At 42.6% G+C, this 14847-nt stretch carries 14 protein-coding genes; all 14 read left to right on the forward strand.

What is annotated here, in order from left to right:
- The first annotated feature begins 82 nt into the window (after positions 1 to 82).
- Positions 83 to 685: a hypothetical protein gene (locus BO18_RS20175; protein ID WP_034449183.1), complete on the forward strand. Its 603-nt coding sequence runs from the start codon at positions 83 to 85 to the stop codon at positions 683 to 685.
- 81 nt (positions 686 to 766) lie between these two features.
- Positions 767 to 1699 (forward strand): toprim domain-containing protein, encoded by a 933-nt coding sequence (locus BO18_RS20180; RefSeq protein ID WP_034449184.1) that lies wholly within the window; start codon positions 767 to 769, stop codon positions 1697 to 1699.
- 155 nt (positions 1700 to 1854) lie between these two features.
- The gene (locus BO18_RS34990; RefSeq protein ID WP_051689000.1) at positions 1855 to 2235 is read left to right on the forward strand and encodes a plasmid mobilization protein; all 381 of its coding nucleotides are present in this window, start codon (positions 1855 to 1857) and stop codon (positions 2233 to 2235) included.
- Positions 2195 to 3628 carry a relaxase/mobilization nuclease domain-containing protein gene (locus BO18_RS33225; protein WP_081861166.1) on the forward strand — a complete coding sequence of 478 codons (1434 nt, stop codon included), beginning with the start codon at positions 2195 to 2197 and terminating at the stop codon, positions 3626 to 3628. The genes BO18_RS34990 and BO18_RS33225 overlap by 41 nt, the downstream gene beginning before the upstream one ends.
- On the forward strand, positions 3618 to 4664 hold the full coding sequence (locus tag BO18_RS33230) for a DUF3801 domain-containing protein (protein WP_051689002.1): 1047 nt from the start codon (positions 3618 to 3620) through the stop codon (positions 4662 to 4664). The genes BO18_RS33225 and BO18_RS33230 overlap by 11 nt, the downstream gene beginning before the upstream one ends.
- A 5-nt stretch (positions 4665 to 4669) precedes the next feature.
- The gene (locus BO18_RS20200) at positions 4670 to 6523 is read left to right on the forward strand and encodes a VirD4-like conjugal transfer protein, CD1115 family (RefSeq protein ID WP_034449188.1); all 1854 of its coding nucleotides are present in this window, start codon (positions 4670 to 4672) and stop codon (positions 6521 to 6523) included.
- Positions 6516 to 6875, forward strand: coding sequence for a hypothetical protein (locus tag BO18_RS20205; protein ID WP_185752529.1), 360 nt, complete (start codon positions 6516 to 6518; stop codon positions 6873 to 6875). Before BO18_RS20200 ends, BO18_RS20205 begins: the two co-directional genes overlap by 8 nt.
- A 17-nt stretch (positions 6876 to 6892) precedes the next feature.
- On the forward strand, positions 6893 to 7732 hold the full coding sequence (locus tag BO18_RS20210) for a hypothetical protein (protein ID WP_051538785.1): 840 nt from the start codon (positions 6893 to 6895) through the stop codon (positions 7730 to 7732).
- A gap of 12 nt (positions 7733 to 7744) precedes the next feature.
- Complete coding sequence (locus BO18_RS20215; RefSeq protein WP_034449190.1) at positions 7745 to 8134, forward strand: PrgI family protein; 390 nt, start codon at positions 7745 to 7747, stop codon at positions 8132 to 8134.
- Complete coding sequence (locus BO18_RS20220) at positions 8097 to 10448, forward strand: VirB4-like conjugal transfer ATPase, CD1110 family (RefSeq protein ID WP_034449191.1); 2352 nt, start codon at positions 8097 to 8099, stop codon at positions 10446 to 10448. The genes BO18_RS20215 and BO18_RS20220 overlap by 38 nt, the downstream gene beginning before the upstream one ends.
- A gap of 61 nt (positions 10449 to 10509) precedes the next feature.
- Positions 10510 to 12192, forward strand: a complete 1683-nt coding sequence (locus BO18_RS20225; protein ID WP_034449193.1) for a phage tail tip lysozyme — start codon at positions 10510 to 10512, stop codon at positions 12190 to 12192.
- A gap of 282 nt (positions 12193 to 12474) precedes the next feature.
- Complete coding sequence (locus tag BO18_RS20230) at positions 12475 to 12885, forward strand: hypothetical protein (RefSeq protein ID WP_034449194.1); 411 nt, start codon at positions 12475 to 12477, stop codon at positions 12883 to 12885.
- The gene (locus BO18_RS20235; protein WP_034449196.1) at positions 12882 to 13481 is read left to right on the forward strand and encodes a restriction endonuclease subunit S; all 600 of its coding nucleotides are present in this window, start codon (positions 12882 to 12884) and stop codon (positions 13479 to 13481) included. Before BO18_RS20230 ends, BO18_RS20235 begins: the two co-directional genes overlap by 4 nt.
- Entirely contained in the window at positions 13474 to 14835 is a 1362-nt protein-coding gene (locus tag BO18_RS20240; protein ID WP_034449198.1) for an N-6 DNA methylase, read from the forward strand. Before BO18_RS20235 ends, BO18_RS20240 begins: the two co-directional genes overlap by 8 nt.
- Positions 14836 to 14847 lie beyond the last annotated feature (12 nt).

A 14847-nucleotide genomic window follows, 5' to 3' on the forward strand; every position in this document is an offset into this window, starting at 1 on the left:
GCATAGGGGAAGGATTCAAATGGGTCCTTCCCTTTAATAAATGATATAATTCTCTGTATGAATCTTGTTTGGGAGAAACAACATGAGCAATCATATATTCGTAGGTCATGGAGAAGGAAGTGTCTCAGGTAAGGACGACTCGGGCAAAGCCATAAAGCTATATAAAGCTCTTAGCAAAGAAGATCTCGTTCCATATGAAAACGAGTTGAACCCCCAAAATATGAATTCGCTTTTTCCTGTTCAACATTGCTACTATCTGAAGACTTTGACTAAAAAAGTATACCTTGGTTTTTGTGTGAACCATTACAGAAGCGTATGTGATGGGATGTCAACTTTCTACTTTGCAAAAGTTCAGACATACGATTCGCTATATGGCAAAGGTATAGCTACAATCATGTCGTGTCATAAAATCCTACGACTAATGGAATTGTGTGATGACACATTTGCAATAACAGCAATTCTTGATGATGATGCAAAAGCCATTTGGAATAATGGACAACCTCACACCGATGGGACTCCTTCTTTTTATATCTACAAGAAAATATTCCAACATGAAGCACCATTTAGAATTAGCAGCGAAAGTCGTTGGCAAGATAAGATAGTATTTGATATCAATAATAGAGAAGAAGACAAAAAATACTATAAGGATCTTTTTGAAAGCAAAGTTAAGAATTTAAAGATTTAACACTATATAATCCATGCATTTTGAGCGTTCGAGTCAACTCGAACGCTTTTTTATTGGCACAGCATGAACAGGAGGATTTGTATGCAAAGAATTAAACCAGAAGACATAGAACATGCTAGAGAAATGGATCTTCTGACTTATCTTGCCTGTTTTGAACCTGGCAATCTAAAACAAGTATCCGCAAATGTCTATTCCACCATAGAACATGACTCGCTCATCATAAACAACGGCAAGTGGTGCTGGTTCTCACGTGGTATTGGTGGCAAAAATGCTTTGGACTATCTAATTAAGGTCAGAGGCCTTTCATTTCCTGATGCTGTTGCAAGACTCATTGGGACTCCCACCGAAACGCTTCCGGTTACAATAAGACCACCGCTAAATACACCCAAGATCTTCCTGATGCCAGAAGTGAATTGTGATCCTTCCAACGTCATCAAATACCTTGTTGGTCGTGGAATCGATCCCGAGATAGTTCGGTGGTGTATTGATCACAAGCTCATATTCGAGACGACTAAATACAGCAATGCACTCTTCATCGGATACGATCAAGATCACAATCCAAAATATGGTGCAGTAAGATCAACAACTGGAGATTATAAAGGTGATGTCAAAGGAAGTGACAAGCGTTACGCCTTCAAAATCGTAAACGCCAAGGATCCGAGATCGGTCTATGTCTTCGAGGCAGCGATTGATCTTCTTTCTTTTGCCACTCTCGAGAAACAGTTCGGTGAGAAGTGGCACAAGAAAAGTTACCTTTCTCTTGCCGGCATTGGGAACGGAAAAACTGTTCCAAAAGCTCTTGAACAGTTTCTAAAAGATTATCCCAACATCAGTCACATTCATCTTCTATTGGATAGCGACGAGCCCGGCCGAATAGCAGCCCAAAACATAAAAGCAGCACTTGGAGATAGGTACATCATCAAGTATATGCCTCCACCCAACGGAAAGGACTACAACGAGTTTTTGCAGTCCAAAAACACCAAGGGAAAGCAGCCGAAACCTATTCGTCGATGATTATATTCAAATGAGTTTTAGTAAAACTCAACTGAGTAAAAACCGAAGGCTTTCCAAGGGTTTCAGGGATGCTTCCCTGACAAGCTCTCTGTGTTTGTATATACAAACGCGATGCTTGTTCGTCCGTTCCGAAGTGAAACAGAAAGGATAATCTCATGAAAGATAAAACCAAAAACAGAACTGTCTCAATCCTTTTTCGAGTCACCCCGAACGAGTGTAAAGCTATCCGAGCCAAAGCAAAAATGTCAGGTCTGAGCATGAGCGAGTTCATAAGACGTTCTCTTAATGGTCAGAAGATCACTACTGCTCCTCCGGTCGATTTTTACACTCTACTTTGGCAAATAAAAAGGATTGGCAGTAACCTTGATCAGCTTCTTCGCAAACTAAACACCTATGGAATCGCATACAGTCTTGAACTGAAAAAATGCGAGGAAGATATCAAAGAGATGAAGAGATTGCTGATCGAAACTTATCAACCGGGGAAAGGAGTAACCGATGGCAGTAACATCGATATGGGCAGTAACGACTCATTATGAGCGAGCAATCGAATATGTCATGAACCCCGAGAAGACAATTGAAAAACCTGAACTCAGTCCTGAGGCTATTGCTGCAAGAAAAGCAGTCGGTGATGTTATTGACTACGCAAGAAATGGAGATAAGACAGAACAGATGATGTATGTCACCGGCATCAACTGCAATCCGAAAGATGCTGCCAACGAATTCATGGAAACTAAGCTGATGTGGAACAAGACCGGTGGCCGTCTTGCCTATCACGGTTATCAAGCTTTTCTTGAGGGTGATGGACAGATCTCAGCGCAAACAGCACACGAGATTGGAGTTAGACTGGCTCAGGAAGTATGGGGTGACAGATTTGAGGTCGTTGTCGCAACACATCTTAATACTGATCATTATCATTCTCACTTTGTAATCAACTCAGTTTCATTCAGAGATGGATACAAATATCGTCGGACAAAAGCAGATTATTGGAAAATGCGGTTAGTTAATGACAAACTCTGCAAGGAATACGGTCTCCATATTGTTGTGGATCCGTTCGGCAAAAGCGGTAGAACCTTTGATGAATGGCAAGCTGAACGTCAAGGAAGAATGACTGTCAGAGGAACGATCCGAGAAGATATAGATTATGCTATACGACTTTCCCGAAGCGAAGAAGAGTTCGCCCGGACCATGAAAGAACTCGGGTATAAATTCAAGTTCTTCCAAAAAGATGGTACTCCACTGGAACATCCCGGTCTTAAGCCACCTGGAGCTAAGGGATATTTCAGATTCAGAGGACTGGGACCCGATTACGATTATCTTTCAATCAGAAGGCGCATCATCGAGAACACACTTGTTCCGAATACGCCTTTTTTAATTGAACAGGAAGATAAAAGATTTCGTGAAGATCAGCCTAAAGAGAATGGTCTTCCATTTGCGTACCGAAGTTACTGCATCAGATTATATTCGTTTATCTGCAAGCCTAAAAAGGCAAAACGGGAATATATCTCCATGGCAATACGTGAGGATATTCGAAAGTTGGATAGATATATTGCCCAACTGGATTTCATATACAAACATGAAATCGGAGATAAAGGGTCCATTGAAGACAAAAAAGCCAACTTCGTTTCTGAACTCAGGCACTTGTTGAGTGAACGACGAAGACTTAATACGGAAAAAGAAAGAGCCATCAGACATCACGATGGAGCCCTCATCAATGCAAAAACGGCTGAGATAGGAGAAATCTCCAAGCGGATCCGCGAAGTAAGAAAACAGATCAAGATGTGTGATGAGCTATATATCGATTCCGACAAAGTTATGGAAAAGGCATACGCGGAAATAGCTAAGAGAGAAAAGCAGTCATCTATTCTCTCGCACACAATTCCGAACCAACAGAAAGAAATAAATACAAGGAGGAATAATAATGGCAGTTGAAAATGAAACAGCTGATCAGGTCGTCAGAATGATTCTACAAGGCAGCGAAGTTGTCCTGAAGCTGTCCGGTGAAGCAGCGTTAAAAGTCGCAACGATGATCTATAACGCGCTTAAGGGAGATATGACCACCAAAGGCCGAGCTACTCTTTGGGAGTTCATGAAGTCAGGAAAAGAACAGAAGATGTTCACTATACCTGATACCCACCTCAAAGCATTTACCCTGGCCAGCAAAAAGTATGGTTTTCCTTTCGTAGTACTGAAAGATAAAACCAGTAAAGACGGCTTTACCAACATTTTGGCATACTCATCTGATGCTCCAAAAGTCGATCGTGTAATGGATACTCTTAAGATCACTGCACAGAGAATTAACGTCAAATCCGAGATTAAAACTAATATCGGAGATTTGGTTAATGCTTTTAACTTCCAGATGCAGGTCCCATTTGAGCTGATTGACGGATTACCGGAAACACCTAAACACGACAGGAGACTTTTAACTGAACTTCAGAAGTACGCTTCTAAGATCAAGCAGAAAGGACCACAGGTAGTAGAACCCGTCAAGCTTTTGGGCAAACCTAACGGAAGATATGAACTCATACCCGGTGAAGGAGCTAAAAGGATTATGGCATTCCGCCTCGCAGGTTATAGCACAGCTGTAGCCGACATCATGGTTCCAAAGGAGAAACAGATTGAGGTCAAAGCGGAAAATATTGACGAGCGACCGCCTCAGGAACGTAATGAGGTACCGAAATTGAATATCAAAACCTTTTCGCCTGAAAAGGAACCTGCAAAAGAGGAAAAACAGACTGTAAACCCTACTATGGCCCGAACGTCAAGAAACCCAGCGTCCGGGCAAGACTTCGGGGCGAGCTCGAAAAAAGACGGAAGCACGATATCTATGACTGAACCTGAGAAGAAACCTTCTGTAAGAAAGAAACTCAAAGAGTGCAAAAAGATATCGGAAGATAGGCAGTCTGCCAAGAATCTTGCTAAGGAACTTGATAAGATCACTCCGCCTAAAAAGCCCGATGTGAGGTGATGCCTATGAGGAGATCAACGAACAAGTTCTCCACTTCGATGATCATCTTATATCTTATCGGTCTCATCCCGGTCATATGGTTATCGTTAAGATCGGCACCATACTTCATAACACGCGGTCTTGTAGGAATACTCGAGCATTCAAATGAGATATTCGACAGTCCATTTCATATAACAATTGTAGAGGGCAGCCTTCGGGTTGTCCTTTTATTTTGTTTCCTTTACGCAATCGGAATCGGTATATATATCTCAATTGAAAGAAACTACAGGAGACGTGAGGAACATGGATCCGCCAAATGGGGTAACGCAAACCAGATCAACCGGAAATATCAAGCAGAACCCGAAGAGGCCAACAAGATCCTTACCCAAAATGTCAGGATTGGCTTTAATGGTCGCGAACACCGCAGAAATCTCAACGTTCTTGTAGTCGGCGGTGCCGGTGCCGGTAAGACCAGGTTCTACGCTATGCCCAACATCTTACAGGCAAATAAGGACTCCAAGTTCTCAATGGTAATACTGGATTCCAAAGGCGGAACTGTTCGGTCCTGTGGCCAATATCTTGTTGATCAGGGCTACGACGTTCGTATATTGGATTTCGTAAACCTTGACCGAAGCGCCTGCTACAATCCATTCGTATATCTGGAATGTGATGACGATATTCAGCGTCTTACTACAAACCTTATCAAAAACACGACACCTAAAGGCAGCCAGACTACGGACCCCTTCTGGGATCAGGCAGCCGAGATGCTTCTGAAGGCACTTGTTTTCTATCTCTACTATGAAGCACCGCCTGAAGAACAGAACTTCCCAATGATCATGGATATGATCCGTGCAGGTGATGTCAAAGAGAACGATGACGATTATGAATCGCCTTTGGATATTCTCTTCAAAGAACTTGAACTGCGCGATCCCGAGCATATTGCTTTGAAATACTACCGAAGCTATCACTCTGGCGCTGCTCAAACATTGAAATCGATCCAGATCTCACTCATGGCCAGACTTGAAAAGTTCAATCTCCCTTCACTTGCAGCTATCACGCAAGATGATGAGATGAGGCTCCGTGAACTCGGTGAAACTAAAGGCGCAATCTTCGCGATCATCCCGGATAATGATCAGTCCTACAACTTCATTATCGGCATGCTTTATACTCAGCTATTCCAGCAGCTCTATCGCAGTGCTGATTTTAAACATGGCGGTCGTCTGCCTTATCACGTTCACTTCATCATGGATGAGTTCGCAAATGTGTGTCTGCCTGATTCATTTGATTCGCTCCTGGCAACTATGCGCTCCCGCGAGATCTCCGTAAGCATAATCCTTCAGAACCTGGCTCAACTTAAAGCCTTATTCGAGAAGAACTGGGAATCCATCGTAGGTAACTGTGATGAATTTCTGTATTTAGGCGGAAATGAGCAAAGCACTCACAAATATGTCAGTGAGCTCTTGGGTAAGGAAACGATCGATACGAATTCATATGGTCTCAACAGAGGCCGCAACGGGTCCTTCACAAGGAATGATCAGCTTCAGGCGAGAGAACTCATGACACCCGATGAAGTTCGAATGCTGGATAACCGTTATGCAATTCTCTTCATAAGAGGTGAGTATCCGGTTATGGATCTCAAGTATGACCTCATGAAACATCCAAAGATCGAATTTACGGAAGACGGCGGTGCTGAGCCATTCATTCACGGAATTAAATCGAGATCTGAAGCAACAATCTCGCTTGTGGGTAACGTGCCCGAAGTACGTAACAAGGCAGTCAATATTGATGACCTTGTTAAGGAACAACACGACTTTGAGGTTCTTTCTAATGAGGAACTCGAAGCAATCTATCTTAAAAAGGAGAATCAAGAAAATGATTAAGAATAATCTTAAGCATGAAGTTACTGCTCTTGAAAAAAGCAGACGCAAGTCAGTTTTGAAGGGTTATCTCATTACTGCCATCACCTGCTCCATTGTAGGAGTATGTATGCTCCCTGTTTTGGCTGATAGTGACGCTGAGACTGCTATCAACAATATGTCGAACATCGTCTTCGGCATCATAAGGGCAGTCGGAATCATGCTCGCTGGTTGGGGTCTTGTTCAGGTCGGTATGAGCTTCCAGAGCCACGATCCGTCCCAGAGATCTCAGGGATTCCTTTGCCTTGCAGGCGGTCTTATCATCGTCTTTGCAAAGTCTATCCTTACTGCGATTGCTCCTGGTGTTTTCACCTGAGTTAAGGAGGTGCGTTTATGGGTACCGCTGCTTGGTATGAGCTTATGCAAGGTCTCGCATACCTTGGAGATATGCTCGACAAGATGTGGGCCATGCTTACAGCTTCCCCTCAATCGTTCAAAGGCGGCACGATCTGGAGCATCATTGAAACGATTAATGGTGTTTTGGGCGCGGTAGGCACTGCTCTCCTGGTCTTGTTTTTCACGATAGGCGTGATCAAGACCTGCGGAAGCTTTGCCGAGCTCAAGAAACCTGAGACAGCAGTTAAGGTATTTATCCGTTTTGCCATCGCTAAGGCTTTGGTCGATAACTGCCTTAAACTGCTCGTCAACTTCGTTATCATCGTTCAAAGCGTGATTTCGACTATAACGAAAGCAAATCCAATCGGCACAGCTTTGGAATTTACTATTCCATCTGATGTTTCATCAAAGTTTGATAGTGTCGGCATTCTTGATGGTGCGATCCCACTTTGGGCGGTATGTTTCATAGCTCACATAGCTCTTATCGTGATCAGTATGGTCCTGCTTCTTACCGTATACGGAAGATTCTTCAGGATCTTTATCTATGCAGCAATAGCACCAATCCCGTTATCTACAATAGCGGGTCAGCCTACGGAAAACATTGGTAAAAGTTTCCTGAAAAGCTTCGCCGGTGTTTGTCTTCAGGGCGTCGTTATCGTCCTTGCCTGCATAATCTTCACCGCTTATGCAGCATCTTCACCGACTGCTATAGATACAACATTAGAACCTATACAGATGGTGTGGGGTTATGTTGTCAGTGTCGTTTTCAATATGCTGGTTTTACTGGGCTTGGTTAAAGGCTCTGACCGTATCATCCACGACATGATGGGATTGTAAGGAGGTTCATTCATGGAAATAAACATAAACAAAGATATTCGCGAATATACCGAAGCTGTTTTCTTCGGTCTTAACTTAAGGCAGCTTATATGTTCAGGTTTGGCGGTTGCTTCTGCAGTAACCGTATATTTCTATTGCCGTAATACAGTGTCTCAGGAAATGATCACCTATATCTGCATAGCTGTAGCTGCGCCATTTGCTGCAATAGGTTTTATCAAGTATAACGGCATGCCCATGGAGAAGATCTTCTGGGCATGGCTCACTGATAACTTCCTGTTTCCAAGAAGACTTACGGTTAAGGCCAACAACGTATATCAGAAAGCACTTTCCGGTTACTTCGCTGTTAAGGAAAAGGAGGCACTTAATGCTCAAGAGCATACAGACAATACTGAAGCAGGATAAAGAGATGTTCTCTGTTCCGGCTCGGGTTCAAGACCTGTTGCCGGTTCAGAGAATATGGCCTGACGGGATCTTTCAGGTTGGTCCGAATAAGTATTCGAAGACATGGAAGTTTTCGGACATCAACTATCAGGTAGCAAGCGAAGAGGATAAAGAGAATATGTTCCTGCTCTATTCAGATATCCTCAATGCGTTCGACAGCGCTGCCACCACCAAGATCACGGTGAACAATCACCGTTTGAACAAGAAGGACTTTGAGAATTCGATCCTCATGCCAATGAAGAATGACGGCCTCGATGAGTACCGTCAAGAGTATAACGATATGCTCTTGGAAAAGGCTACGGGCGCTAATGGTATCACGCAGGAAAAGTATATTACCGTTTCGATCAACAAGAAATCTGTTGAGGATGCACGCACTTATTTTGCACGCACCGGTGCCGATCTTCAGATGCGTTTTTCTTCTTTAGGCAGTTCTCTAGAAGAACTTAATGCAACAGAGAAACTCCGTATACTCCACGATTTTTACCGTCAGGGCGAAGAGATAAACTTCGAATTTGATATGGCGCAAAAGGCTAAGCTTGGTCATGACTTCAAGGACTATATCTGCCCGGATACGATCGAGAGATGCAACGACTATATCAAGCTCGGTGAGAAGTATGTTCGTGTCCTATTCCTTAAGGACTACGGCAACTATATCAGCGATGACACTGTAGCCGAACTCACGGACATGAATCAGAACCTCATGCTCTCGATCGATGTTCTCTCCGTTCCAACCGATGAAGCGATCCGCGAAGTTGAGAACCGCCTTCTTGGTGTTGAGACAAATATCACTAACTGGCAGCGCAAACAGAATCAGAATAACAACTTCTCAGCTGTTATCCCTTATGACATGGAGTTGCAGAGAACCAAGACAAAGGAATTCCTTGCTGATCTCACTACCCGTGACCAGCGTATGATGCTCTGCCTTATTACTATGGCAATATCTGCTGACAGCAAGGAACAGCTTGATCTTGCCACTGAGAGCTTACAGGCAGTTGCTAAAGGAAGGCACTGTCAGATGGCTGTTCTTAAATGGCAGCAGGCAGATGGTCTAAACACGGTCCTCCCATTCGGTGTACGGAAGATCGATTGCTTCAGGACACTTAATACGGAATCCTTGGCAGTATTCCTTCCGTTCAAGACACAGGAGATTATGGACAAGGGTGGAATTTACTATGGTGAGAATGCGATCTCGCATAACCTCATCATGTGCAACAAGGCTAACCTTTTGAATCAGTCCGCCTTTCTTTTAGGCGTGCCTGGTTCCGGTAAATCCTTCTCTGCAAAAGAGCTCATAACATTCCTTATGCTCAACACGGATGACGATATCCTCATCTGCGATCCGGAGGGTGAGTACGCTCCCCTTGTTGAAGCAATGGGGCCTGAGATGGGCTCCGTTATCCGAGTATCGGCTGGCGGTCGCGATAGGCTCAATGCCATGTATATGGTTGACGGTTACGGAGAGAACGACCCCATTGTCGTTAAGTCTCAGTTCATCATGTCGCTTGTCGAGCAAATCGATAAGAAAGGTGTCGGACCCCAGCAGAAGTCCATCATCGACAGATGTGCTGCAGCCGTATACCGTGAGGCTGATCGCTTGAGATCTTCCGGCGGTGCAACTCCAACACTTTGCACCTTCCGCGAGAAGCTCCTTCAACAGCCTGAAAGAGAAGCACGTCAGATTGCGTTATCCCTTGAGTTATTCACTACCGGATCTCTTGATATCTTCGGCCGTGAAAGCAATGTGGATATGGACAAGCGTGTTGTCGTTTTCGACATACATGGCTTAGGCAGCCAGCTTAAGCCCACGGGACTTCTTGTCATAACGGACACTATGCTTAACCGAGTAACCCTTAATTGGAAGAAAGGTAAGCGTACACATGTCTTTATCGATGAGTTCCATGTCGTATTCGAAAACGAGTTCTCCGCACAGTTCTTCAACTCCGCTTGGAGACAGTTCCGTAAGAGAAATGCTTATCCGACTGCGATCACTCAGAATGTCGAGTATCTTCTGGATTCCGTACAGGCATCCACGATGCTTTCAAACTCTGAGTTCGTAATAATGCTCAATCAGGCGGCTTCTGACAGGGCTAAACTCGCAAAACTCCTTAATATCTCCGAGATCCAGATGCGATACATCACAAACGCACCAGCCGGATCAGGTCTTATAAAGTACGGCTCGGCCCTTGTTCCTTTCGTCAACAAGTTCAATAAGAACACCAAGCTCTATGAACTTATGACGACCAAGCCAGGTGAAGGGCAATTCGCGAATGGCTGACTATGGCCCTTGCCAATTTAGTTAGGCAAGGGCTTTTATTACCTAAAAGGAGTTTAGAAAGATGCCTCAAATATCTATAGTTGAGCGCGAGAAAGAAATAAAGCAGGTGTCGCGTCTCGATGACTTAAAACCTGCTACAGAAAAAACCATAACCAAGGTACAAAACAGCACTCGAGTTGAAGAAACCGTAGTTAGCGATACAGCCTCTGCTACTTTTAAAGCCGCCCAAAGAGCAAGTATTGCTGCCATAAGGCATGCACAATCTTTGACAGAGAAATCCGACAAATCAGAGGATCAGGAAGCAATAGATCAGATCGAAGCTTCCGGCAGAAACGCCATATCCGATTCCTATGATGCTGCCTTGAATGCCAAGGATTCATTAAGGCGTCAAATCAGGAAGAAACGCCCTGATATCAAGAATTCAAAGGATATTAAGATAGGAACTAGAAGTATCCGCAAAGCAGACCGAACCCTCAAAAGCACTACTGAGGGATCTCGATTAGCTGTCAAAAGTACAATCGAAGCCTCAAAGCAAGCTGCTATTGTTTCGCAGAAGGTTGCTAATGCTAAAAAAGCTGAGCGCCTTTCAAGAAAAGCGGCTGAGAGTGTTAAGAAAATCGTCAAAGGCATAATCAAGGCGATTAAACAACTTTTTGCTGCCTTAGAAGCAGCTTCTATCCCCATTATGCTGATAATTGTCTTAGCTTGCGCTATCGGTGCCCTGGTAGCATCTGCTTTTGGTATATTCTTTACAGGAGATGTATCCGGAGAAAGCACTAAGACCCTTCAGGAAGTCGTTCTAGAGATTAATCAGGGCTATAACCGATATATCGATGAGATTAAGACAACCATTACACATGACAAGCTCACCATTGATGGAAATGGTACTTCCTGGCCTGATGTTGTTGCAGTTTATGCGGTCTATATGACTACCAAATCAGATGGAGCAACTGATGTTGTTCATATGACCGCTGATCACGAGAAGGTTCTCTACGATATCTTCTGGGTCATGAACTCGGTCTCCTACACTACGGAAGAAGTAACTGTGATTGAACTGGTCCCTGATCTTGATAAGGATGGCAATCAGAAGAAAGACTCAAAAGGAAACCTTCTCTACAAGGAACAAGAGAAGACTACTGTCACTCTTCATATAACGCTGGATCATGTAACAGCGCAGCAGGAAGCCGGTGCCCTCTACTTCAACGCTGAACAAAAAGCAGAGCTAAACGAGCTTCTGGATCCTAAGAACGCTTCTTTGTGGAATTCTATTTTAGGCGGTATCATAAGCACTTCTAGCGTCAGCATAATGTCCAACAATGAGAATTGCCGGGCAGTTTATGAATACCTCACGAAGACTATGGGCCTCTCCCATGCTGCCGCCTGCGGAATCCTGGCCAATATCCAGTATGAAAGTAGCTTTGATCCTCACTGCTTGGGAGATAACGGCACATCCTACGGCATCTGCCAGTGGCATGCCGAACGCTATACGGATCTCAAGAACTGGTGCAGTAATCACGGTTATGACTACAAAACCTTAGAAGGTCAGCTCCATTACTTAGAACATGACCTTAAGGATCTCCATTCCGGTATATATAACCACATCAAGTCTGTTGAAAACTCATCAGACGGAGCTTATGATGCCGGTTATCACTGGTGTGTCTACTTTGAGATTCCTGCGGACAAATACAACAAGGCAATTGAGCGAGGAACAGCAGCACAAAACTATTACTGGAATATGAATTAAAAGGATACAAAAATAGCAACGCCCATAAACAGCTTATTTTTTGAGCGGTTTATGGGCGATTTTTTTTATTTATAATACAAAACCATAAAAATATCGATAAAGTGTGTTTATCACCCAAATCAGAGTGTACATAAAAAATATATCACTTTTTGCGAAAATAGTATTGACATGTACTTTGACACAGAGTATACTACGGCCATAAGCAAAGAACATTAAAAATATATCAGATAGTTCACAGCACTCTAAAATCTGTCCTTGAGTTATCTGGAAAGGAGCGATACAATGTATATGTTCGAAGTTTGTGCAAAGTGTGGTCATGTCGGAAAGAACTTTTATGTAGACAAGATTTTTGTTGTCAGAGCGTCGAGCGGAAAGGAAGCAGCGAGAGTCGTAAGGAATTTCCCGAGAGTAAAGCATCATCATAAAGACGCTATCAGATATGTTATTCGAATTGATGAAGCTAGATACTGGGAGGTTCGTCGAATGAATGATATGGATCCTTACTTCTTATGCCATAGCATTCAGGAACAGAGACAGACTTGCGAGATTACACCTTTGTCTGAAAAGGTAACGGAAGTTTGTGAGAATGAAGATACAACATCTAAGAAGAGATTCTTTGAAGGAAAAAAGGCTATCAGGAATCCCAAGAAATATTACTATAGATTTGATGACAAGGAGAGATATGCAGCATGAAGAACTTCATTAAGTTTGGCGATTGTAAAGTAAAGATTATCGGCGGTCAGATAATGAGTCGTGTAACAGCAAATGAAGATAAGGGCGAAGAAGTTATACGAAGAATTAGAGTGGTAATTCCTAAATCAATTCATCCGGATGGAACTATAGATGCAGAAGAAATGGCAGAAGAACCTTTGAGAGTTGAGCCTGATGAAAAGAAAGTCACAGAGATTGGCGACATAGTCATGAAACTCTCTCCTCCCTATGATGCAGCTATCGTTGACAAAGAAAGCGCTGGAAGCATAGTTCCATCTTTCTGCGCAATAATCAAGTACGATAAAACTCTTAACCCAACTTATTTGTTAGCTTTCTTGAATAGTAGTTTCTGCAAAGATCAATTGAAAAAGCAGGTTACTGGTTCAGGTATGATGGTCTTATCTGTTGGCAAGGTCGCAAACATTGATTTCCCATTGCCACCTCTCGAAAAACAAAAAGAAATCGGTAATTCATTTGAAGAATCTCAAAACAAGCTGAAATTGATTAGACAGATAGCAGCCCTTGAAAGCAAGAAAAACGACATAGTCTTTAAGGAACTGGTGAAGGAATATGAATAAAATTGAAGATGTTAAGAACTTTATTTGGGAATTAGTAGATTCCTTAAGAAACGCAATGTTCTACAGAGAACTCGAATATAGTGCTGTTCGCCTGGTATTTATAAAGTACGCAGTAGATAACTGTGTTGGTGCATCAACAATTGGAGAAGTTCAATCATATGCAAGAGCACAGAAAATGTTTTCTATGCGAGATGTTGAAAACGGAATGGATTACCTGATCCCAATCTTAGAAAATATAGATAAGGCCTACAGATTAAGTGGAGTATTATCAAACTCTGACATATGGAATGCCTATTCAAATGAATTGTTCGGCTATGAGAATAATTCTCAACGAAAGAATACTACTGCAGACAATTACAAGAGAATTTTGAGACTGTTGGGAACAACCGATCTTGAAGAATCAACAGAAGAAAAGATTCTTGGCCCTATGCTCGTAAATGCCTTAATCGATGTGATTGTTAATAATTCATATCGTAATGGCTATGCTTCAGAGCATACAACTAAGCCACAGTTGAATAAGCTTGTATCTGAAATACTCAATGTTCAGCCAGATGATAAATTCTGTGATTTTGCATCCGGAGTAGGATTGTCAACAATTTCAATTGTTAAGGATCGTTATACAAATATCAGTCTTGCTGATGTTAATTCTTTAGCTGTCTCAACTTCCGCAATGTTGTTGATAATGGCAGGATATCAAAACCTTAATATAAAGTGTGAGGATACACTTAGCCAGGTTGTTGAAGGACTGCATGGTAACAAGGTGTTCGTAGATGCACCTTGGGGAATTAAATTAGAAAAGAAATTTGAAGACGATTATACAGATGGAACGTTGGCGGTCATACATAAAACCATAAACAACTATATGGAAAACACGGATGATGCAATTGCTGTAATTACACTTCCTTCAGGCCCATTATTTAAGTCAAACAAACAAACTGTAGAACTAAGATCACACATTGTAAATAAAGGCATGCTCAAAGCCATCATCTCGTTGCCTGCACTCAAGACAGGAACTACCATTAATATGAACCTTATGGTTCTTACTAAAAAGAAAAACGACAAAGTTATATTTATTAACGGTGCAGAAAATTCAGCACAGTCTGCTAAGAAATATGATAGCTATGGAGACCTTTCTCTTCCGAATCCTCTTATCGACAAAATATTAGATGCACTATTTCAGAATAAATCGATTGAGGGTTTCTCGAGATGTGTTTCCTATGAGGAACTGTCAGAAAAAGAGTACAACTTTATTCCAACAGTTTATATCACACCGGTTGTCGACGATGACGAAACGACTTTAGAAGACATTAACAATCAGTTAAGCAATCTGTATAAAAAACTTTTAGGTAACTAATAAACAAGGAGA

The sequence above is a fragment of the Butyrivibrio sp. AE2032 genome, from assembly GCF_000702965.1.